This is a genomic window from Pseudomonas reidholzensis (assembly GCF_900536025.1).
Taxonomy (GTDB): Bacteria; Pseudomonadota; Gammaproteobacteria; order Pseudomonadales; family Pseudomonadaceae; genus Aquipseudomonas; species Aquipseudomonas reidholzensis.
The window spans coordinates 104,973-125,539 of sequence record NZ_UNOZ01000029.1; the positions used below are offsets into that span (position 1 = coordinate 104,973).

Annotated in this window: 15 protein-coding genes; 7 read left to right on the forward strand and 8 right to left on the reverse strand. The window is 64.5% G+C overall.

The window, feature by feature from the left end; genetic code table 11:
* Window positions 1–65: 65 nt before the first annotated feature.
* The 4 genes from CCOS865_RS19265 to CCOS865_RS19280 form a co-directional block, all read right to left on the reverse strand.
* Window positions 66–1,001, reverse strand: a complete 936-nt coding sequence (locus CCOS865_RS19265) for an AEC family transporter (protein ID WP_119143749.1) — start codon at window positions 999–1,001, stop codon at window positions 66–68.
* 1 nt (window position 1,002) lies between these two features.
* The gene (locus CCOS865_RS19270) at window positions 1,003–1,878 is read right to left on the reverse strand and encodes a carboxylate/amino acid/amine transporter (RefSeq protein WP_119143751.1); all 876 of its coding nucleotides are present in this window, start codon (window positions 1,876–1,878) and stop codon (window positions 1,003–1,005) included.
* 162 nt (window positions 1,879–2,040) lie between these two features.
* Window positions 2,041–2,640, reverse strand: coding sequence for an FMN-dependent NADH-azoreductase (locus CCOS865_RS19275; RefSeq protein ID WP_119143753.1), 600 nt, complete (start codon window positions 2,638–2,640; stop codon window positions 2,041–2,043).
* A gap of 109 nt (window positions 2,641–2,749) precedes the next feature.
* Complete coding sequence (locus CCOS865_RS19280) at window positions 2,750–3,064, reverse strand: 3-phosphoglycerate kinase (protein WP_119143755.1); 315 nt, start codon at window positions 3,062–3,064, stop codon at window positions 2,750–2,752.
* A gap of 48 nt (window positions 3,065–3,112) precedes the next feature.
* Between CCOS865_RS19280 and CCOS865_RS19285 the strand changes: the two genes are divergently transcribed.
* The 4 genes from CCOS865_RS19285 (at window position 3,113) to CCOS865_RS19300 (ending at window position 7,311) form a co-directional block, all read left to right on the forward strand.
* Window positions 3,113–4,036, forward strand: a complete 924-nt coding sequence (locus tag CCOS865_RS19285) for a LysR family transcriptional regulator (protein WP_119143757.1) — start codon at window positions 3,113–3,115, stop codon at window positions 4,034–4,036.
* A gap of 13 nt (window positions 4,037–4,049) precedes the next feature.
* A complete protein-coding gene (locus CCOS865_RS19290; RefSeq protein WP_119143759.1) occupies window positions 4,050–4,862 on the forward strand; it encodes an alpha/beta fold hydrolase in 813 nt (270 codons plus the stop codon).
* Complete coding sequence (locus tag CCOS865_RS19295) at window positions 4,856–5,413, forward strand: peptidylprolyl isomerase (protein ID WP_119143761.1); 558 nt, start codon at window positions 4,856–4,858, stop codon at window positions 5,411–5,413. The genes CCOS865_RS19290 and CCOS865_RS19295 overlap by 7 nt, the downstream gene beginning before the upstream one ends.
* A 65-nt stretch (window positions 5,414–5,478) precedes the next feature.
* Window positions 5,479–7,311 (forward strand): ABC transporter ATP-binding protein, encoded by a 1,833-nt coding sequence (locus CCOS865_RS19300; RefSeq protein ID WP_119143763.1) that lies wholly within the window; start codon window positions 5,479–5,481, stop codon window positions 7,309–7,311.
* A gap of 83 nt (window positions 7,312–7,394) precedes the next feature.
* Here the strand turns inward: CCOS865_RS19300 and CCOS865_RS19305 are convergent, their stop codons facing one another.
* Entirely contained in the window at window positions 7,395–8,522 is a 1,128-nt protein-coding gene (locus CCOS865_RS19305) for a GNAT family N-acetyltransferase (protein ID WP_119143765.1), read from the reverse strand.
* A 242-nt stretch (window positions 8,523–8,764) separates the two neighbouring features.
* Here CCOS865_RS19305 and CCOS865_RS19310 point away from each other — a divergent pair, with 242 nt between their 5' ends.
* Complete coding sequence (locus tag CCOS865_RS19310) at window positions 8,765–10,009, forward strand: putative porin (protein ID WP_119143767.1); 1,245 nt, start codon at window positions 8,765–8,767, stop codon at window positions 10,007–10,009.
* A 206-nt stretch (window positions 10,010–10,215) separates the two neighbouring features.
* Here the strand turns inward: CCOS865_RS19310 and CCOS865_RS19315 are convergent, their stop codons facing one another.
* Window positions 10,216–11,337, reverse strand: coding sequence for a beta-ketoacyl-ACP synthase III (locus tag CCOS865_RS19315; protein WP_119143769.1), 1,122 nt, complete (start codon window positions 11,335–11,337; stop codon window positions 10,216–10,218).
* Window positions 11,338–11,508: 171 nt separating this feature from the next.
* Window positions 11,509–15,414 carry an ATP-dependent RNA helicase HrpA gene (hrpA, locus tag CCOS865_RS19320; RefSeq protein WP_119143771.1) on the reverse strand — a complete coding sequence of 1,302 codons (3,906 nt, stop codon included), beginning with the start codon at window positions 15,412–15,414 and terminating at the stop codon, window positions 11,509–11,511.
* Between the two features lie 508 nt (window positions 15,415–15,922).
* Between hrpA and CCOS865_RS19325 the strand changes: the two genes are divergently transcribed.
* Window positions 15,923–17,287, forward strand: coding sequence for a glutamine synthetase family protein (locus tag CCOS865_RS19325; RefSeq protein WP_119143773.1), 1,365 nt, complete (start codon window positions 15,923–15,925; stop codon window positions 17,285–17,287).
* A gap of 30 nt (window positions 17,288–17,317) precedes the next feature.
* The gene (locus tag CCOS865_RS19330; protein ID WP_119143774.1) at window positions 17,318–18,625 is read left to right on the forward strand and encodes an NAD(P)/FAD-dependent oxidoreductase; all 1,308 of its coding nucleotides are present in this window, start codon (window positions 17,318–17,320) and stop codon (window positions 18,623–18,625) included.
* 57 nt (window positions 18,626–18,682) lie between these two features.
* On the opposite strand, the gene fadD1 is transcribed toward CCOS865_RS19330, so the two are convergent.
* Window positions 18,683–20,380: a long-chain-fatty-acid--CoA ligase FadD1 gene (fadD1, locus tag CCOS865_RS19335; RefSeq protein WP_119143776.1), complete on the reverse strand. Its 1,698-nt coding sequence runs from the start codon at window positions 20,378–20,380 to the stop codon at window positions 18,683–18,685.
* Window positions 20,381–20,567: the final 187 nt, after the last annotated feature.

The window sequence follows — 20,567 nt, forward strand, 5'->3', positions numbered from 1 at the left end:
TTGCAGCCCTTTCGCGACACAAGGCCGCTCCTACAAGGATCGCGCGCGCCTGTAGGAGCCCCAGATCAGCCGGCATAGCCCAACAGGTACAACAACCCGGTCAAGGTCACCAGGGACGCCACGGTCGACATCAGGATCGTCCGCGAAATCAGCCCCGCCTCGCGGTTGTAGTACTCCGCCAGCATGAACGGCCCGGTGCCGGTCGGCAGCGCCGCCAGCAATACTGCCGAGGCCGCCCACATGCTCGGCAGGCTGAACACCTTGAACGCCAGCACCCAGGTCAGGGCTGGCTGGCCAATCAGCTTCAGGCCCACCAGCGGCCACGGGCTGGCTTGCGAACCGGTGCGCTTCTCGGCCAGGAACGCCCCCAGCGAGATCAACGCGCAAGGCGTGGTGGCCAGCGCCAGCATGTCGAGAAAATGCATCACCGGCTCGGCCAGCCCCAAGCCACTCATGGCCCACCCCGCCCCCGCCAGCGGCGAAATCACCAACGGGTTCTTCGCCAGCGCCTTGCTGACCAACAGGATGGCACGGCCGATCTGCCGCTCCTCCTGCAGGCCGATCTCGATCAGCGTCAGCGAAATCGCGAACACCAGGCAGACCACGATCAACGACGAGATCAGCGCCGGCTGCAACCCTGGCTGGCCGAACAACAGCAGGCACAGCGGGATGCCGATATAGCCGGTGTTGGCATAACCGGCGCTGAGCCCATCGATGCTTGCCGCGACCAGGCCATGGCCGCTGCACAGTCGCCAGCCCAGCGTGACCACGAACATCGCCAACGCCCCCGCGCCAAACGCCACGATAAAGCCCGGGTGCCAGATCTCGCTCCAGGTAGCGGTGGCCGTGACCTTGAACAGCAACGCCGGCAGGCACAGCCAGACCACCATCTTGTTGATCTCGGCAGCGGCCTTGTCACCGAGCTTGTTGGTGCGGCGGCACAGGAAGCCGACCAGGATCAGGGCGAAGATGGGCGCAACGATGACCAAGATGGTGTGCATATCACGCCTTGCCGGTCAGCGGTGCTTGCGAGCGGCTCCCCAGTCGGCTCATCCACACCGACGCCAGGATCACCGTGCCGCCGATAAACAGCCGCCCCAACGGCTCGTCCTGGTTCCAGATGAGCAGGTTGAGCAACAGCCCCACCGGCACATGCAGGTTGTTCATCACCGCCAGCGTGCCGCCCGAGACAAGGCAAGCGCCCTTGTTCCACCAGTACAAGCCCAGCGCCGTCGGCACCAGCCCGAGGAACAACAGCACCAGCCATTGCACGTCGGTGCTCGGCAGGTGCTGGGCATTGCCGAACAGCAGAAACGCCGGCAGCACGACGATCAGCGCGCCCAGGTAGAAATAGCCAAAACGCTTGTAGTGCGGCAGGTCGCTGGGGTGACGGGCCACCAGGTGGCGGTACAGCACCTGCCCGGCCGCATAGGTGAAGTTGGCCAGTTGCAGCAGCAGGAAGCCGATGAAGAACTCACCGCTGATGGTGTCCATGCGGATCACCGCGGCGCCGGCCACGGCCACCAGCGCGGCCAGCAGCGCCCACGGGTTGAAACGCCGGTTGAGGGCATCTTCGATCAGGGTCACGTGCAGCGGCGTGAGGATGGTGAACAGCAGCACCTCCGGCACGGTCAGCACGCGGAAGCTCAGGTACAGGCAGACGTAGGTGATGCCGTACTGCAGGGCGCCGATCAGCAGCATCGAGCGCATGAACCCCGGCTCGACCTGGCGCCAGCGGGTCAGCGGCAGGAACACCAGGGCGGCCAGCACCACTCGCGCGAGTACGGCGAAATAGCTGTCGACCTGGCCGGCCAGGTATTCACCGATCAGGTTGAAGGAAAACGCCTGGATCAGCGCGACGATTATCAGGTAGCCCATGGTGCTCTCTCGTGAATCAAGGCGGCGACCTTAGCCGGTTGGCGACAGCGGGGCAACCGCAGGGGCAGGACAAGATTACAGGCATAAAAAAGCCCGACCATCATGAGGCCGGGCAGGTACACCCAAGGAGCAAAGGTGTCAGGGTTGGGAATTCGTTGCGTTTCAGGCCACCGAGGCCAGCAGTGCCTTGGCCTGGTTCAGGCCCTTCTCGTGGAAGTCGCCGCTCATGTTCAGGCCTTCGGCATGAATGAAGGTCACCTCATGAATACCGATGAAGGCCATGACCTGGCGCAGGTACGGTTCCTGATGGTCGCTGGTGGCGCCAGCATGAATGCCGCCACGGGCCGTCAGCACGATCGCACGCTTGCCGGTCAGCAGGCCCTGGGGGCCGGTCGGGGTGTACTTGAAGGTGATGCCGGCACGCAGCACGTGGTCCAGCCAGGCCTTGAGCGTGCTCGGGATGGCAAAGTTGTACATCGGCGCGGCCATCACCAGCACGTCGGCGGCCAGCAGCTCGTCGGTCAACTGGTTGGAACGGGCCAGCGCCTCGCGCTCGACCTCGGAGCGCTGCTCTTCAGGCTTCATCCAGCCACCGAGCAGGTTGGCGTCCAGGTGCGGCACCGGCGACACGGCCAGGTCACGCACATCGATCACGTCGGCCGGGTGCGCCGCTTGCCACTGCTGGATGAAGTCACGGGTCAGCTGACGGGACACGGAATCCTGCTGGCGGGCGCTGCTTTCGATGATCAATACGCGGGACATGGGTGCCTCCATCGGCAGAAAGGGTTGCGATTCGATGGAGGTGAGATTAAAGGTTGACCTATCGATAAAAAAGCGTAAAAAGTGGGTTCAATCTATCGACTAATCCGTTTTATTGCGCTTTGCAGCTCAGTGCGATGCGCAGTTTGATGATCTGCCGATTGAATTTCGCCGTGACGTCGACACTCTGCTTGGCCGGCACGATGACCCGCCTTACCCGCGGAGCCTCCGGGCCATTGCGGAACGTCACCTTGCACGCTGCGGCTACCTGGCCGTAGTTGTTCAGGGTGATGTTGCCGATGTCGTAAGCCGTGTCGTAGGTGGTGTAGTCGAGCTTGACCCCGGTCAGCTCCTTGTCGACGTCGATCGGGTATGCCTGGGCTCCGAGGGGCAGGCACAGCAGTAAGGCCAGACAACATTTCTTCATAGGGCGCTCTCCTTGAGTGAGCGCAGCTTAGGACAACAGGAGCCGAAGATGAAAGCGCCCCGCGTCACCCTGGATCAGTGGCGGACCCTGCAGGCCGTGGTCGACCACGGCGGGTTTGCCCAGGCGGCCGATGCCTTGCACCGCTCGCAGTCCTCGGTCAGCTACACCGTGGCGCGCATGCAGGAGCAACTCGGCGTGCCGCTGCTGCGCATCGACGGGCGCAAGGCGGTGCTCACCGAGGCCGGCAACGTGCTGCTGCGCCGCTCGCGCCACCTGGTCAAGCAGGCCAGCCAGCTCGAAGACCTCGCCCACCACATGGAACAGGGCTGGGAGGCCGAAGTGCGCCTGGTGGTCGATGCCGCCTACCCCAGCGCCCGCCTGGTGCGCGCCCTCAGCGCGTTCATGCCGCAGAGCCGCGGCTGCCGCGTGCGCCTGCGCGAAGAGGTGTTGTCGGGGGTCGAGGAAGTGCTCCACGAAGGCATCGCCGACCTGGCCATCAGCAGCTTCAGCATCGGCGGCTACCTGGGCACCGAACTCAGCTCGGTGGAGTTCGTCGCCGTTGCCCACCCCGAACACAGCCTGCACCGCCTGGGCCGCGAGATCACCTTCCAGGACCTGGAAAGCCAGTTGCAGGTGGTGATCCGCGACTCCGGCCGCGCCCAGCCCAAGGACGTCGGCTGGCTCGGCGCCGAACAACGCTGGACGGTCGGCAGCCTGGGCACCGCGGCGACCTTCGTCAGCAGCGGCCTGGGCTTTGCCTGGCTGCCACGGCACATGATCGAGCGCGAGCTGCGCGAAGGCGTGCTCAAGCCCCTGCCGCTCGATCAGGGTGGCAGTCGCCACCCACTGTTCTACCTTTATTCGAGCAAGGAGAAGAGCCTGGGCCCGGCGACGCAGATTCTCATCGACCTGCTGCGCAATTTCGACACCGCGCCCCTCGACGTGCCCTTCGCAGCCCCCCCACAAGCCTGAGAGGACGGCGCCCATGGCCTATTTCGAACACGAAGGATGCACGCTGCATTATCAGGAATACGGCCAGGGCGAACCCCTGGTGCTGCTGCATGGCCTGGGCTCGAGCAGCCAGGACTGGGAGCTGCAGGTGCCTGTGCTGAGCCGCCAGTACCGGGTGATCCTGATGGACATCCGTGGCCACGGCCGCTCCGACAAGCCGCGCGACGGGTATCAGATCGCCACGTTCAGTGAAGACCTGCTGGCCCTGCTCGAACATCTGCAGACCGGCCCGGTGCACCTGGTCGGCCTGTCGATGGGCGGCATGGTCGGCTTCCAGTTCGCCGTCGACCACCCGCAGTGGCTGCGCAGCCTGTGCATCGTCAACAGTGCGCCGGAGGTCAAGCGGCGCACCCGCAACGACTGGATCTGGTGGGCCAAGCGCTGGGGCCTGGCGCGCCTGCTGAGTGTCGAAACGGTCGGCAAGGGCCTGGCCGAGCGGCTGTTCCCCAAGCCCGGGCAGGCCGACCTGCGGCAGAAGATGGCCGAGCGCTGGGCGCGCAACGACAAACGCGCCTACCTGAAGAGTTTCGACGCCATCGTCGACTGGGGCGTGGCGGAACGCATCGGCCAGATCCGCTGTCCCACGCTGGTGATCGCCGCCGACCACGATTACACCCCGATACAACTGAAAGAGCGCTACGTCGCCCAGATACCTGCGGCTAGACTGGCGGTCATCGAAGATTCCCGGCACGCTACACCGCTTGATCAACCCGAGGTCTTCAACCAGACCCTGCTGCAGTTCCTCGCAGCCGCATCCACCTCTCAAGGATCTTTGAGCCCATGCTGAAAAAACTCCTGCTCGCCGCCTGCTCGGTCGCCTTCGCCACCAGCGTCATGGCCTCGGACAAGACCCCTCACGTGCTGATCGACACCAGCTTCGGCGAGGTCCAAATCGAGCTGAACGCTGATAAGGCGCCGGTCAGCACGAAGAACTTCCTCGACTACGTGGACAGCGGTTTCTACAACAACACGATCTTCCACCGGGTGATCCCGGGCTTCATGGTCCAGGGCGGTGGTTTCACCGAGCAGATGGTGCAGAAAAACACCAAGGACCCGATCCGTAACGAGGCCAGCAACGGCTTGCGCAACACCCGCGGCACCCTGTCCATGGCCCGCACTTCGAATCCGAACTCGGCCACCAGCCAGTTCTTTATCAACGTTGCCGACAACGCCTTCCTCGACCCCGGTCGCGATGCCGGTTATGCGGTATTCGGCAAGGTCACCAAAGGCATGGACGTGGTCGACCAGATCGTCAATTCGCCGACCACCATCAAAAAAGGCATGCGTGATGTCCCGGCCGACCCGGTGTACATCAAGTCGGCCAAACGCATCGACTGACTCGCAGGTGTTCACACGGACGTGAAACCGCCTGAGGGTCGGGTAGAACAGGAGTTGTATCGCCCATGCTGTACCGCCGTTTCGAGAAACTGATCGACATCTTCCGCGAGGCGCCGAGCGAGGCGCCGCCGAGTACGGTGTGGCCCTTCTATCTCTACTACTTGCGCCAGGTCTGGCCGAGCTTTCTCGCCCTGCTGTTCGTCGGCCTGTTCGCGGCACTGATCGAAGTGGCGATGTTCGGCTACCTGAGCCGGATCATCGACCTCGCCCAGGGCATGCCCAACGCCAACTTCTTCAGCGACCACCAGGCTGAGCTGATCTGGATGCTGGTGGTGGTCCTGCTGCTGCGGCCGCTGTTCTTCGGCCTGCACGACCTGCTGGTGCACCAGACCATCAGCCCGGGCATGACCAGCATGATCCGCTGGCAAAACCACAGTTATGTGCTCAAGCAGAGCCTCAACTTCTTCCAGAGCGACTTTGCCGGGCGCATCGCCCAACGCATCATGCAGACCGGCAACTCGCTGCGCGACTCGGCGGTGCAGGCGGTGGACGCGCTGTGGCACGTGCTGATCTACGCGATCAGCTCGCTGGTGCTGTTTGCCGAGGCCGACTGGCGCCTGATGCTGCCGCTGCTGGTGTGGATCGGCTGCTACATCGCCGCGCTCTATTACTTCGTACCGCGCGTGAAGGCGCGCTCGGTGATCTCTTCCGACGCGCGTTCCAAGCTGATGGGGCGGATCGTCGACGGCTACACCAACATCGCCACCCTCAAGCTGTTCGCCCACACCGACTACGAGCAGCAATACGCCCGTGAAGCGATCAGCGAGCAGACCGAGAAGACCCAGCTGGCGGCGCGCGTGATCACCAGCATGGACGTGGTCATCACCACCCTCAACGGCCTGCTGGTAGTGACCACCACGGGCCTGGCGCTGTGGCTGTGGAGCCATTCGCTGATCACCGTTGGCGCCATCGCCCTGGCCACCGGCCTGGTGATCCGCATCGTCAACATGTCGGGCTGGATCATGTGGGTGGTCAACGGCATCTTCGAGAACATCGGTATGGTCCAGGATGGCTTGCAGACCATCGCCCAGCCGGTCTCGGTCACCGACAAGCCGCAGGCGCCAGCGCTCAAGGTCAGCCGCGGCGCGGTGCGCTTCGACAATGTCGGCTTCAACTATGGCAAGGGTGGCAAGGTCATCGACGGGCTCAACCTGGACATCCGTCCGGGCGAGAAGATCGGCCTGATCGGCCCTTCCGGGGCGGGCAAGTCGACCCTGGTCAACCTGCTGCTGCGCCTGTATGACGTGGAGAGCGGGCGCATCCTGATCGACGGGCAGAACATCGCCGACGTCAACCAGGCCAGCCTGCGTGCGCAGATCGGCATGATCACCCAGGACACCTCGCTGCTGCACCGCTCGATCCGCGACAACCTGCTGTACGGCCGGCCCGATGCCAGTGAGGACGCGGTGTGGGAGGCAGTGCGCGGGGCCAGGGCGGACGACTTCATTGCCCAGTTGTCCGACTCGCAGGGCCGTACCGGCTTCGATGCACATGTCGGTGAGCGGGGGGTCAAGTTGTCTGGCGGTCAGCGTCAGCGCATCGCGATTGCCCGGGTGCTGTTGAAGAATGCGCCGATCCTGATCATGGACGAAGCGACTTCAGCGCTGGATTCGGAGGTTGAAGCGGCGATTCAGGAGAGCCTGGAGACGCTGATGCAGGGCAAGACGGTGATCGCCATTGCCCACCGGCTGTCGACTATCGCGCGCATGGACCGCCTGGTGGTGCTGGACAAGGGGCATATCGTCGAGAGCGGGACGCATGCCGAGTTGCTGGCGCAGCAGGGGCTGTATGCAAGGCTGTGGCATCACCAGACTGGCGGCTTCGTCGGCGTCGATTGATACCGGCCATTCAGGCCTCATCGCGGGCAAGCCCGCTCCTGTAGGAGCGGGCTTGCCCGCGATGAGGCCCGCCCATTCACCCATCAGTCACGCCGATAGGGCAACATCCCCCGCGCCTCTTCGGCATACGCAAGAATCCCCTCGCGCTCCTGGCCCAGAAACTCCTCCACCGCCCGCCGCAACCCCGGATGCAGCAGGTAGTGCCACGACCGGGTGATCACCGGCTCAAACCCCCGAATCAGCTTGTGCTCGCCCTGCGCGCCCGCATCAAAACGCTGCAAGCCCTCGGCGATGGCAAAGTCCATGCCCTGGTAGAAGCAGGTCTCGAAGTGCAGCCGGTCGAACTCATCCAGGCACCCCCAATAACGGCCGAACAGGCTGTCGCCACCGATCAGGCTCAAGGCCATCGCCACGTCCCGGCCTGACTGGCGCGCCACCACCACGCGAATCGCCTCGGGCATGCGCTCGGCCAGCAGGCTGAAGAACTCGCGCGTCAGGTACGGCGCGCGCCGGCGCACGGTGTAGGTATTGGCGTAGCAGAGGTAGACGAAGTCCCACTGCTGCTCGCTCAGTTGATCGCCGCGGTACCACTGGAAGTCGATGCCGTGCCCCAGCACCTGCTCGCGCTCCTTGCGCATCTGCTTGCGCTTGCGCGAGCTCAAGGTGTCGAGAAAGTCCTGGAAGTCGCGATAGCCACGATTACGCCAGTGGAACTGGCAGCCCAGCCGCTCGAGCCATCCCGGCAGGCCATCGATCGCCTGATCCAGGACGCTGTCGGTGAAATTGATATGCGCGCCGGACAACCCGCCCTTGCCCAGGTACTCCGGTAACGCCTGCAGCACCAGCAGGCCATCGGCAGGGTCGGCCGTCAGCAGTCGCGGGCCGCTGACCGGGCTGAACGGCACGCCGCCGAGCAGCTTCGGGTAGTAGGCGATCCCGGCCCGTTCACAGGCCTCCGCCCAACCATGGTCGAACACGTACTCGCCGAACGAATGCCACTTGCGGTACGCCGGCAGCAGCGCCCGCACCTGCCCGTCGCGCTCCAGCACCAGGTGCTCGGCGGCCCAGCCGGTGGCCGGGGCAACGCTGCCGCTGTCTTCCATGGCACTGAGGAAGGCATGCCGCAGAAACGGCTGGCCAGCAGGCACCAGGGCGTCCCAGGTCGCCGCGGGCAGGTCGCTCAAACGGGCAAGGCTGTACAGACTGATCACGGTTTCAACTCACGATGAGGAGGCCGCCAGTATCCGGGAAGGAAGCCGCGCCTGACAAATGACCAACGGTGTTCTTAACCCCAACGCCATCAAATAGACATTATTCTGTAATCCCCCCTCGCAATACTTGCGCCTGTTTTCCGGAACCCAAGCGACCTGTCTATTCAGGCATTTTCCGAAGACTTGCCAACTCGGGGGTGGGCGCAACAGCCTCCCCACACTTTTCCAACAGGGAGAACCGTATGCGTCTTGTTTCTACACTTACTGGAGTGAGCCTCACCGGTCTGATGCTGGCTCTGAGTACTCCAGCCAGTGCCGCAGTCGACGCCAAGCTGCTCGAGATGCTTCGTGCCAATGGCTCGATCAACCAGGCGCAGTACAACGAACTGCAGACCGACCTGTCCAAGGAAACCAAGGAAAAGGCAGACCAGAAGGCCCAGTCCGAGCGACTGAGCTCCTTTGAACAGAAAGTCGCCTGGGCCGCCAAGACCCAGATCAAGGGCGATGTGCGCCTGCGCTACGAAGACGTCAACGTCGACGACCCGAACGCCAGCAGCGGCAACCAGGACCGCCAGCGCGTGCGTGCTCGCGTCGGCTTCTACAGCGAGATCAACCCGCAGGTCGACGCTGGCGTCCGTATCGCCACCGGCAGCAGCGCCGACCGCCGTTCGACCAACCAGAGCCTGGACAACTACTTCGACAAGAAATCGCTGTGGGTCGACCTGGCCTACCTCGACTGGCACCCGACCGCACTGCCGGGCCTGCACCTGATCGGCGGCAAGATGGCCCAGCCGTGGGTCAGCATGGGCGACATCATCTGGGACAGCGACATCAACCCTGAAGGCGTTGCGGCCACCTACAAGGCCGACCTGGGCGGCGCCGAGCTGTTCGCCAGTGCCGGTCAGTACACGCTCAAGGACAACGTCGACGGCGACGGCGTGCAGTACAAGCACGACGCCCAGCTCTACCACGGCCAGTTGGGCGCACGCTTTGCCCCGGCAGACGTGCTCAAGGTCACCGTCGGTGCCAGCATCTATGGCTTCGACAACGACAAGGAAGCGACCATTCTGCAGTCGTTCGGCAACACCACCAACGAGTTCAACCTGGTGGAAGGCTTCGGTCAGATCGACCTGACCGGCCTGGCCGTGCCGCTGTCGGCCTATGGTCAGTACGTGAAGAACACCGAGAGCACCGATGGCGAAGACCAGGCCTGGCTGGCCGGTCTGAAGACCAAGCTGGGTGCCTGGAGCCTGGACTACAACTACCGCGATGTGCAGCGTAACGCCGTGGTCAGCCTGTTCACCGACTCTGACTTCGGTAACGGCTACACCGGCTCGCGTGGTCACAAGTTCAAGGTCGGTTATGAAATCGACAAGAACTTCTCGGTGGGCGCTGCCTACCTGATGGCCAAGACCGACCTGTCGCAGCTGCCTAACAGCAACGCTGATGTCGACACCCTGCAGGTTGATCTGGAAGCCAAGTTCTAAGCTTCAGCTCCACTGCGGTACAAAAGCGGAAAGCGCCGACCCCATCCGGCGCTTTTCGCTTTTTTGTCTATCCAAGAAAACTTGGAGCTGCTTTGAGCCAATCGCGGGCAAGCCCGCTCCTACAGGTAACCGCACCCTGAAATACCGCACGGTACCTGTAGGAGCGGGCTTGCCCGCGATGGGCTGCAAAGCAGCCCCAGAGGTGATCAGCGTTTACGCAGGATCACGCTACCAATCGAATAGCCCGCACCGAACGAGCTCAACACACCCACCGCGCCTTTGGGCAGGTCTTCCTGGTACAGGTGGAAGGCAATCACCGACCCCGCCGAGCTGGTGTTGGCGTAGCGGTCGAGAATCACCGGCGCATCCTCTTCAGCCACATCACGCCCGACCAGCTTCTTGACGATCAGCTGGTTCATGCTCAGGTTCGCCTGGTGCAGCCAGAAGCGCTTCACATCAGCGGGTTGCAGGTCGTTTTCCGCCAGGTGCTGGCCAATCAGTTCGGCCACCATCGGGCACACCTCACGGAACACCTTGCGGCCTTCCTGGACGAACAGTTTGTCCGCAGTGCCTTCGCCTTCTTCCGCGGCGCGGTTGAGGAAGCCGAAGTTGTTGCGGATGTTGTTGGAGAACTGGGTCAGCAGCTTGGTACTGACGATCTCGAACTGCTGGGCCGAGGTCGCCTGGTCGGCACGCTCGAGCAACACCGCGGTGGCCGCGTCACCAAAGATGAAGTGGCTGTCGCGGTCGCGGAAGTTCAGGTGCGCGGTGCACACCTCAGGGTTGACCACCAGCACTGCGCGAGCCTGGCCCAACTGCACGCTGTTGGCAGCAGTCTGGATGCCGAAGGTGGCCGACGAGCAGGCCACGTTCATGTCGAAGGCAAAGCCCTGGATGCCCAGTGCAGCCTGCACCTCGATGGCGATCGCCGGGTACGGCCGCTGCAGGTTGGAACAGGCGACGATCAGCCCATCGACATCGGCCGCCGTGCGACCGGCACGCTGCAGGGCCTGGCGCGCGGCGTTCACGGCCATCTCGCAAAGCACCGACGGCTCGTCGTTGGAACGCTCGGGCAGACGCGGTTTCATCCGCTGCGGGTCGAGGATGCCGGCCTTGTCCATGACGAAGCGGCTCTTGATGCCCGAGGCCTTTTCGATGAATGCCGCGTTGGACTCGGCCAGCGCCTCGACCTCGCCACGGGCGATGGCGTCAGCGTTGTCCTGGTTGTACTGGTTGACCCAGGTATTGAAGGAGTCCACCAGCTCTTCGTTGGAAATGCTCTGGGCCGGGGTATACAGGCCGGTGCCGCTGATCACGACGTTATGCACGGTCGTTCCTCTGGTCAGAGGCCATCGCCCTGTGGCGCTGGCCGGGAATGGGGGCATCATACTGGCACCTTGGTACCAATTGCAGATCGTTCGCTGCCTGTACGCAAGCGGGCGAAAGGGGCCGCCAAGCGACCCCGTAAACACCCACAAGTTTGCCACAACTGTGGAAGTTTAGCCTTCCACCAGGCTCCACTGTTTACTCAGTCGTTTATCAGAAACCGCGACCTTGGTGCCCAACTGCTGGGCGAACAACGACACCCGGTACTCTTCCAGCAACCAGCGGTAAAGGGTCAGCTGCTCATCGCGCTTGCCTTCCTGGGCATGCTTGTCGGCCCGCGCCTTGTACTGGGCCCAGAGGTTGCTCAACTCGCCGCTCCAGACGCGGTCCTTCTGCACCTGGCTGCCGAGCTTCTCGAGGCGCAACTCCACCGCCTTCAAGTAACGCGGCAGCTCCTTGAACCACACCCCCGGCGTGTCGCGGACAAAGCCCGGGTACACCAGGTTGGCCAACTGCTGCTTGATGTCGTTCAGGGCGACCGCGTGGCTCAGGTCGATCTTGCCCTTGAAGCGCTTCTGCAAGCCGTGCCACAGCTTGAGCACCTCCAGGGTCAACCGCGCCAGGCGCTCGGCATGCTCGGTCCAGCTGCCACGCTTGCGCTCGGCCAGCGACGCCAGGCCGGCACCGTCACGCGGCAACGGTGTCTCGCCTTCAAGAATGCAGCTGTCCAGGCTGGCCAGCAGGATGTCTTCGACCAATGCCTCGACCCGGCCCATGTCGCGGTACAGCAGGCCCAGCTCGGTCAGCCCGGGCAGCTTGCCACGCAGGAACTTGGCCGGCTCGGCCAGCTGTTGCAGGAGCAGGCGCTGCAGCGCACGGCGGTGCTGGAACTCGGCCTCGGCATGGGTCGAGAAGCGCCCTTCACGCACGCTGCCGCTTTCTTCGACCAGCGCCGGGTAGACCGTCATCGACAGCCCGGCGATCTTCTGCTGGGCGCTTTCGGCGACTTGGGCGAAGGCCTTGGCCTGCACCGGCTGGGCTGATTTTTCCGTGCGTGGCATGGCCAGTGCGGCCTGGCTGGCGGCGACGAAGCGCGCGGTCAGCTCGGCCAGGTCACGGCCTTCGCCGAGGAACTTGCCGTCGCCGTCGACCACTTCGATGTTCATCCGCAGGTGGTTTTCGACCAGCCCGGCGGCTTCCGCCCAGGCGTCATCGGGCACCCGCGCGCCAGTCATGCGCAGCAGTTCCTGGCCCAGCGCCTGGGGCAAGCCGCCTTGGCCGAAGGTCATCCGCGACAGCGCGGCCTTGACGAAGTCCGGCACCGGCACGAAGTTCTTGCGCAGGGCCTTGGGCAGGTTGCGCACCAGGGCTATGCACTTGGCCTCGAGCAGGCCCGGCACCAGCCATTCCAGGCGCTCGCCGGGCAGGCTCGGCAGCAACGGCGCGGGTACCCGCACGGTCACCCCGTCACGCGGGTGATTGGGCTCGAAGTGATAGCTCAGGGTCAGGCTCAACTCGCCGACCTTGAGGCTGTCGGGGTATTGCGCGGCGGTGACTTCGCTGGCCTCCCGGGCGAGCACGTCCTCTTCGCGCATGATCAGCAGGTTGGCGTCCTTCTGGCTGGTCATGCGGTACCAGGCATCGAAGGTCGCGGTCTGGTGGATTTCCTCCGGCAGGCGCGCTTCATAGAAGCCGTAGAGGGTTTCTTCGTCGGCCAGGATATCCCGCCGACGCGCCTTGGCTTCCAGCTCGTCGAGCTGCTCGAGCAGGCGTTTGTTGGCCGTCAGGCACTTGGCCCGCGACTGGATCTCGCCGCCCACCAGGCCTTCGCGGATGAACAGCTCACGCGACACCACCGGGTCGATCGGCCCGTAGTGCACCGGCCGGCGCCCGACCAGGATCAGCCCGTACAGGGTGATCTGCTCGTAGGCGACGACCTGGCCGCGCTTCTTCTCCCAGTGCGGCTCGAAGTGGTTCTTCTTGATCAGGTGCCCGGCCAGCGGCTCGATCCAGTCGGGCTCGATCTTGGCCACCATGCGCGCGTACAGCTTGGTGGTCTCGACCAGTTCGGCGGCCATCACCCACTGCGGGCGCTTGCGGCCGATACCGGACGACGGGTGAATCCAGAAGCGCCGCTGGCGCGCGCCGAGGTAGTCGCCTTCTTCGGTCTTCTGGCCGATCTGGCTGAGCAAGCCGCTGAGGATCGCCTTGTGCATGCGCTGGTAGTCGACTGCTTCTTTGTTGACCGTCAGTTGCAGGTCACGGCAGATCAGCGCCAGCTGGCGGTGGGCGTCGCGCCATTCGCGCAGGCGCAGGTAATTGAGGAAGTTCTTCCGGCACCAGTTGCGCAGCGGGTTGGCGGTCAGGGCCTGGCGCTGCTCTTCGAAGCCACGCCAGAGATTGACCAGCCCGGCGAAGTCGGAGTCGACGTCCTTCCACTGCGCATGCGCCTGGTCGGCGGCCTGCTGGCGCTCGGGCGGGCGCTCGCGCGGGTCCTGCACCGACAGCGCACTGGTGACGATCAACACTTCCTGCAGGCTGCCCAGGCGCGCGCCTTCGAGCAGCATGCGGCCCAGCCGCGGGTCGATCGGCAGGCGCGCCAGCTGGCGGCCGAGCGGGGTCAGCTGGTTCTCGCGGTTGACCGCCGAGAGCTCCTGCAGCAGGTTGAAGCCGTCGCTGATGGCCTTGCCATCCGGCGGCTCGATGAACGGGAAGGCGTCGATGTCACCCAGGCGCAGGTGCAGCATCTGCAGGATCACCGCGGCCAGGTTGGTACGCAGGATCTCGGGGTCGGTAAAGGCCGGCCGGCCGTTGAAGTCTTCTTCGCTGTAGAGGCGGATGCAGATGCCCGGCTCGACCCGGCCACAGCGGCCCTTGCGCTGGTTGGCGCTGGCTTGCGAGACCGCTTCGATGGGCAGCCGCTGAACCTTGGCGCGGTAGCTGTAGCGGCTGATCCGCGCGGTGCCGGTGTCGATCACGTAGCGGATACCCGGCACGGTCAGCGAGGTCTCGGCGACGTTGGTCGCGAGCACCACCCGCCGGCCCGGGTGCGACTGGAAGATCTTCTGCTGCTCGGCCGGCGACAGCCGCGCGTACAACGGCAGGATCTCGGTATGACGCAGCTGGGCCTTGCGCAGGATCTCGGCGGCATCGCGGATCTCGCGCTCGCCGGGCAGGAACACCAGCACATCGCCCGGCCCCTTGCCGGCACTGCGCTCGTGCGCGGCGATCTCGTCGAGGGTGGCGAGGATCGCCTGGTCGACGGTGAGGTCGTCCTCGACCCGGTTGCCTTCCTCGTCCTGCTCGCTGGTCAGCGGCCGGTACCAGGTGTCCACCGGATAGGTGCGGCCGGAGACTTCGATGATCGGCGCATCGTCGAAATGCTTGGAGAAGCGCTCCAGGTCGATGGTCGCCGAGGTGATGATCAGCTTCAGCTCAGGCCGGCGGTGCAGCAGGGTCTTCAGGTAGCCGAGCAAAAAGTCGATGTTCAGGCTGCGCTCGTGCGCTTCGTCGACGATGATCGTGTCGTAGCGTTCGAGGAAGCGGTCGTGCTGGGTCTCGGCCAGCAGGATACCGTCGGTCATCAGCTTGACCAGGGTATTGGCATCGCTCTGGTCTTCGAAGCGCACCTGATAGCCGACCAACGCCCCCAGCGGCGTGCCGAGCTCCTCGGCGACCCGCGCAGCGACACTCCGTGCGGCGATCCGGCGGGGCTGGGTGTGGGCGATCTGGCCATGGCGGCCACGGCCCAGCTCGAGGCAGATCTTCGGCAACTGGGTGGTCTTGCCGGAGCCGGTCTCGCCGGCGATCACCAGCACCTGGTGCTCGGCGATGGCCTTCTTGATCTCCTCGCGCTTGGCGGCGATCGGCAGGTTGTCGTCGTAGCGGATGCTCGGCACGCTCTGCTGGCGCGCGGTGACCTTGGCGAACGACGCCTGGACCTTCTCCACCCACTGGGCGAGCTTGGCCTCGTCGGGGCGCTTGCGCAGCTCATGCAGCTGGCGGCGCAGACGATGGCGGTCGGCGATCATGGCGTGGTCGAGGTTGTTCAGCAGCTGGTCGATGGCGTGGTCTGTCATGGGGCTTTTTAGTGATGCAGGTGAGCCTGCTTTGTCATGATCGGCATTCGAAGGGGGGCGATTGTCGCAGATTTGCCGACAGTTTGCTGTCTGCGCCGGCCGCTTCGCGGGTAAACCCGCTCCCACAAGGCTCAGCGTGATCCCTGTGGGCGCGGGCTTACCCGCAAAGCAATCGGCGCCAATGTTTAGCCGAGCACGAACTGAAGGTCGCCATTCACTGATTTAATCAACCTTACAGCGCATGGGAGTATCGAGCCATGACCGCCCTCCCCAGCACCGCCCGCCCGCCGTCACGCCCTTCCCTGGCGAAGGCCCGGGCGCTTGTCGGCGAAAATCCGCTGGTGCACATCATCCTCGCCTTCTGGGCCTTGTGGCACTGCCGCCACGCGCGCCCACCGGACCGCTCGCTCCCGGCTCACTGACCCCTACCGGCCGACCCCAGGCCGATTGACCCGGTACGACCTGCCGCAGCCGCTGCGGTGGTGTCCTATGCACGAGCGTATCCATCATGCACTTTGCTCCCCTAGAGCAGGCCAAAGGCTTCCTGGCCGACAACCCCGATATCGACCTGATCGAGCTGTTCATCCTCGACGCCAACGGCGTACCGCGCGGCAAGCTGCTGCACCGCGACGAACTGCTGGCCGTATACGAGAGCGGCCGTCCGCTGCCCAGCACCATCCTCGGCCTGACCCTCAACGGCGATGACGTGGAAAACTCCGGCCTGGTCTGGGACGTCGGCGACATCGATTGCCGCGCCTACCCGCTCGCAGGCAGCCTGGTGCGCCTGCCCTGGCGGCGCGTGCCGACCGCCGCCGTGCAGGTCAGCATGCACCCCAGCGAAGGCTTGCCGGCCAGCGTCGCCGACCCGCGCCATGTGTTGCTGCGCACCATCGAGGCGCTCAAGGCCGATGGCTACCACCCGGTGATGGCCTGTGAGCTGGAGTTCTACCTGCTCGACCAGCAGCGCGACGCCCACGGCCGACCGCAGCCGGCGCTCGACAACGACGGCGGCCGACCCCGCGCCACCCAGGTCTATGGCCTGCGCGAGCTGGAGCAGATCGAGCCGTTCCTTGCTGACCTGTATGCCGCGTGCAAGGCCCAGGGCATCCCGGCGCGTACGGCGATTTCCGAATACGCGCCAGGCCAGGTGGAGATCACCCTGGAACACGGCGATGCGCTGGCGGCGATGGACCAGGCCGTGCGCTACAAGCGCCTGGTCAAAGGCATCGCCCACGCTCACGGGATGCAGGCGTGCTTCATGGCCAAGCCGTTTTCGCACCTGGCCGGCACCGGCATGCACATGCACCTGAGCCTGGCCGATGGCGAGGGCAACAACCTGTTCGCCAGCAGCGACCCGGCCGGTACCCCGCTGCTGCGTCAGGCGGTGGCCGGGATGCTCCGCCACCTGCATGAATCGCTGTTGCTGTTCTGCCCCAACGCCAACTCGTTCCGCCGCTTCCAGGCCAACAGTTACGCGCCGCTGGCGCCGACCTGGGGCGTCGACAACCGCACCGTCAGCCTGCGCGTGCCCGGCGGGCCGGCCAACAGCCGGCATGTCGAGCATCGTATCTGTGGTGCCGACGCCAACCCGTACCTGGCCGCCGCGGCGATCCTCGCCGCCAGCCACCAGGGCATTCGCCAGCAGCTCGACCCCGGCGCACCGGTGCAAGGCAACGGCTACGCCCAAGCCACCGAGCACCTGCCGACCGACTGGCTGACCGTGCTCGACGCACTCGAGCAGTCCGCCTGGGCCAGGGAAGCCCTGGGCGAGGCGTTTCTCGGCGTCTACCTCAAGGTCAAGCGTGCCGAATACCGCCAGTTCATGGCCGAAGTCGGCGAGCAGGACTGGCGCTGGTACCTGCACCAGGCCTGAGCCCTACCCTCTTTACGTCAAGGAACACCCATGAACGCAGCAGTCAAGACCGGACCGGCCCAGCGCGCGCCGTCCTATTACAGCGCCACGCTCAACGACCAGACCCAGTACCCGACCTTGCAGGGCACTCACCAGGTCGACGTGGCGATCATCGGCGGCGGGTTTACCGGCGTCGCTACCGCCGTGGAGCTGGCCGAACGCGGCCTCAAGGTGGCCATCGTCGAAACCAATCGCATTGGTTGGGGTGCCAGCGGGCGCAATGGCGGCCAGGTCACCGGCAGCCTGTCTGGCGATGAAGCCATGCGCACGCAGATGCGCGACCGGCTCGGCGCCGAAGTCGACGATTTCATCTGGCACCTGCGCTGGCGCGGGCACCAGATCATCGAGCAGCGCGTGCAGCGCTACGGGATCGACTGCGACCTCAAGCGCGGCCACCTGCACACGGCCATGAAGCCTGCGCACATGGCCGAGCTGCGTGGCTTCCAGGCCGAGGCAGAGCGCCGCGGCATGGCCGACCAGGTCGAGCTGCTCGACCGCGAGGCGGTCGCCCGCCACCTGCAGAGCCCGCTGTACCTCGGCGGCCTGAAGAACCTGCGCAACCTGCACCTGCACCCGCTCAACCTGTGCCTGGGCGAGGCCCGCGCCGCGCACAGCCTGGGCGCGCTGATCTTCGAGAACTCCGAGGTGCTGGACATCGTCCATGGCCCGCGCCCGGCAGTGGTCACTGCCCAGGGCCGGATCGAGGCGCGCCAGGTGATGCTGGCCGGCGACGTCTACCACAAACTGGAGAAGCGCCAGCTCAAGGGCAAGATCTTCCCGGCCATGGGCGGCATCGTCACCACGGCGCCGCTGGGTGACCTGGCCGCGCAGATCAACCCCGAGGACCTGGCGGTGTACGACTGCCGCTTCGTCCTCGATTACTACCGCCTGACGGCAGACAAACGCTTGCTGTTCGGAGGCGGCGCCAACTATTCAGGCAAGGATTCGCGGGACATCGCCGGTGAGCTGCGCCCGTGCATCGAGCGCACGTTCCCGGCGCTCAAGGGCGTGCCGATCGAGTTCCAGTGGAGCTGCGCGATGGGCATCGTGGTCAACCGCATCCCGCAGCTGGGCAAGCTCTCGGACACGGTCTGGTACTGCCAGGGGTATTCGGGGCATGGCGTTGCCACCAGCCACATCATGGGCGAGATCATGGCCGAGGCGCTGACCGGGACGCTGGAAAAGTTCGACACGTTTGCCGGCTGCAAGCACATCAAGGTGCCGATGGGGGACCTGCTGGGGAATCCGCTGTTGGCGGCGGGGATGTGGTACTACCAGATGCTGGAAAAACTCCGCTGACAGACGACAACGTGGGGGCAAGTCTGCCCCCACGTTGCGCACACAGTCCCTGCAAGATCAGGCGATCTTCTTCAGGCCCTGTTTTTTCAGCTCTTCATCGCGCAGTTCGCGGCGCAGGATCTTGCCGACGTTGGTGGTCGGCAGCGCATCGCGGAACTCGATATAGCGCGGCACCTTGTAGCCAGTGACGTTGGCACGCATGTGCTCCATCACCTGCTCCTTGGTCAGGGTCATGCCTGGCTTGACCACGATGAACACCTTGATCAGCTCGCCCGACTTCTCGTCCGGTACGCCGATCGCCGCGCACTGCAGCACGCCCGGCAGGCCGGCGAGCACGTCTTCGAGCTCGTTGGGGTACACGTTGAAGCCCGAGACCAGGATCATGTCCTTCTTGCGGTCGACGATGCGCATGTAGCCGTCAGGCTGGATCAAGGCGATGTCACCGGTCTTCAGCCAGCCGTCCTGATCGAGGATCTCGGCGGTGGCGTCTTCGCGCTGCCAGTAGCCCTTCATGACCTGCGGGCCCTTGACGCACAACTCGCCGACTTCACCCAGGCCGAGCTCGCGACCGCTGTCATCGATGACCTTGCACAGGGTCGACGGCACCGGGATGCCGATGGTGCCGACCTGGTTGGCCTCGGCCGGGTTGACCGCCGCCACCGGGCTGGTCTCGGTCATGCCGTAGCCTTCGCAGATGGCGCAGCCGGTCACGGTCTTCCAGCGTTCGGCCACGCTCAGTTGCAGGGCCATGCCACCGGACAGGGTGATCTTCAGCGCCGAGAAGTCGAGGGCGCGGAAGGCTTCGTTGTTGCACAGGGCGACAAACAGGGTGTTGAGGCCGACAAAGCCGCTGAACTTCCACTTGCCGAGCTCCTTGACCATCGCTGGCAAGTCACGCGGGTTGCTGATCAGCACGTTGTGGTTGCCGATCAGCATCATCGCCATGCAATGGAAGGTAAAGGCATAGATGTGGTACAGCGGCAGCGGGGTGATGAGGATCTCGCAGCCTTCGTGCAGGTTCGCGCCCATCAGCGCGCGGCATTGCAGCATGTTGGCCACCAGGTTGCGGTGGGTCAGCATGGCGCCCTTGGCCACACCGGTGGTGCCACCGGTATACTGCAGCACGGCGACGTCGTTGGGCTGCGGGTTGGCCTCGGTCACCGGTTGGCCGGCGCCTTTGGCCAGCGCATCGTTGAAGCGTACGGCCGTCGGCAGGTGGTAGGCCGGGACCATCTTCTTCACGTACTTGATGACGCTGTTGATCAGCAGGCGCTTGAGCGGTGGCAGCAGGTCGGCCACTTCGGTGACGATGATGTGCTTGACCTGGGTCTTGGGCACGACCTTCTCGGCCAGGTGGGCCATGTTGGCCAGGCACACCAGGGCCTTGGCGCCGGAATCGTTGAACTGGTGTTCCATCTCCCGCGCGGTATACAGCGGGTTGGTGTTGACCACGATCAGCCCGGCGCGCATGGCACCGAACACGGCAACGGGATATTGCAGGACATTGGGCAGTTGCACCGCAATCCGATCGCCCGGCTTGAGGTCGGTATGCTGTTGCAGCCAAGCGGCAAAGGCACCCGACAAGGCGTACAGCTCGCCATAGGTGAGGGTCTTGCCCAGGTTGCTAAAGGCGGGTTTATCGGCAAAGCGTTGGCAGGATTGCTTGAGCACTGCCTGGATATTGGGGAATTCGTCAGGATTGATTTCCGCCGTTATCCCGGCTGGGTACTTATCCTTCCAAAAATTTTCGATCATGGAAGCCAACTCCTTCAGCAACAGCGAAATTCATCACGCGTTCATGCGTTTATTATTGATATGAGAGAACGGTCCATTGCAAACCGTATCCTCTGAAAGCGGGCCGAGAGTAACAGCTTTACCAGGGGTCGCCTAGAGCCCAAAACGGGCTTTATGGTCACAATTATGACTCATTGAATATTATTGG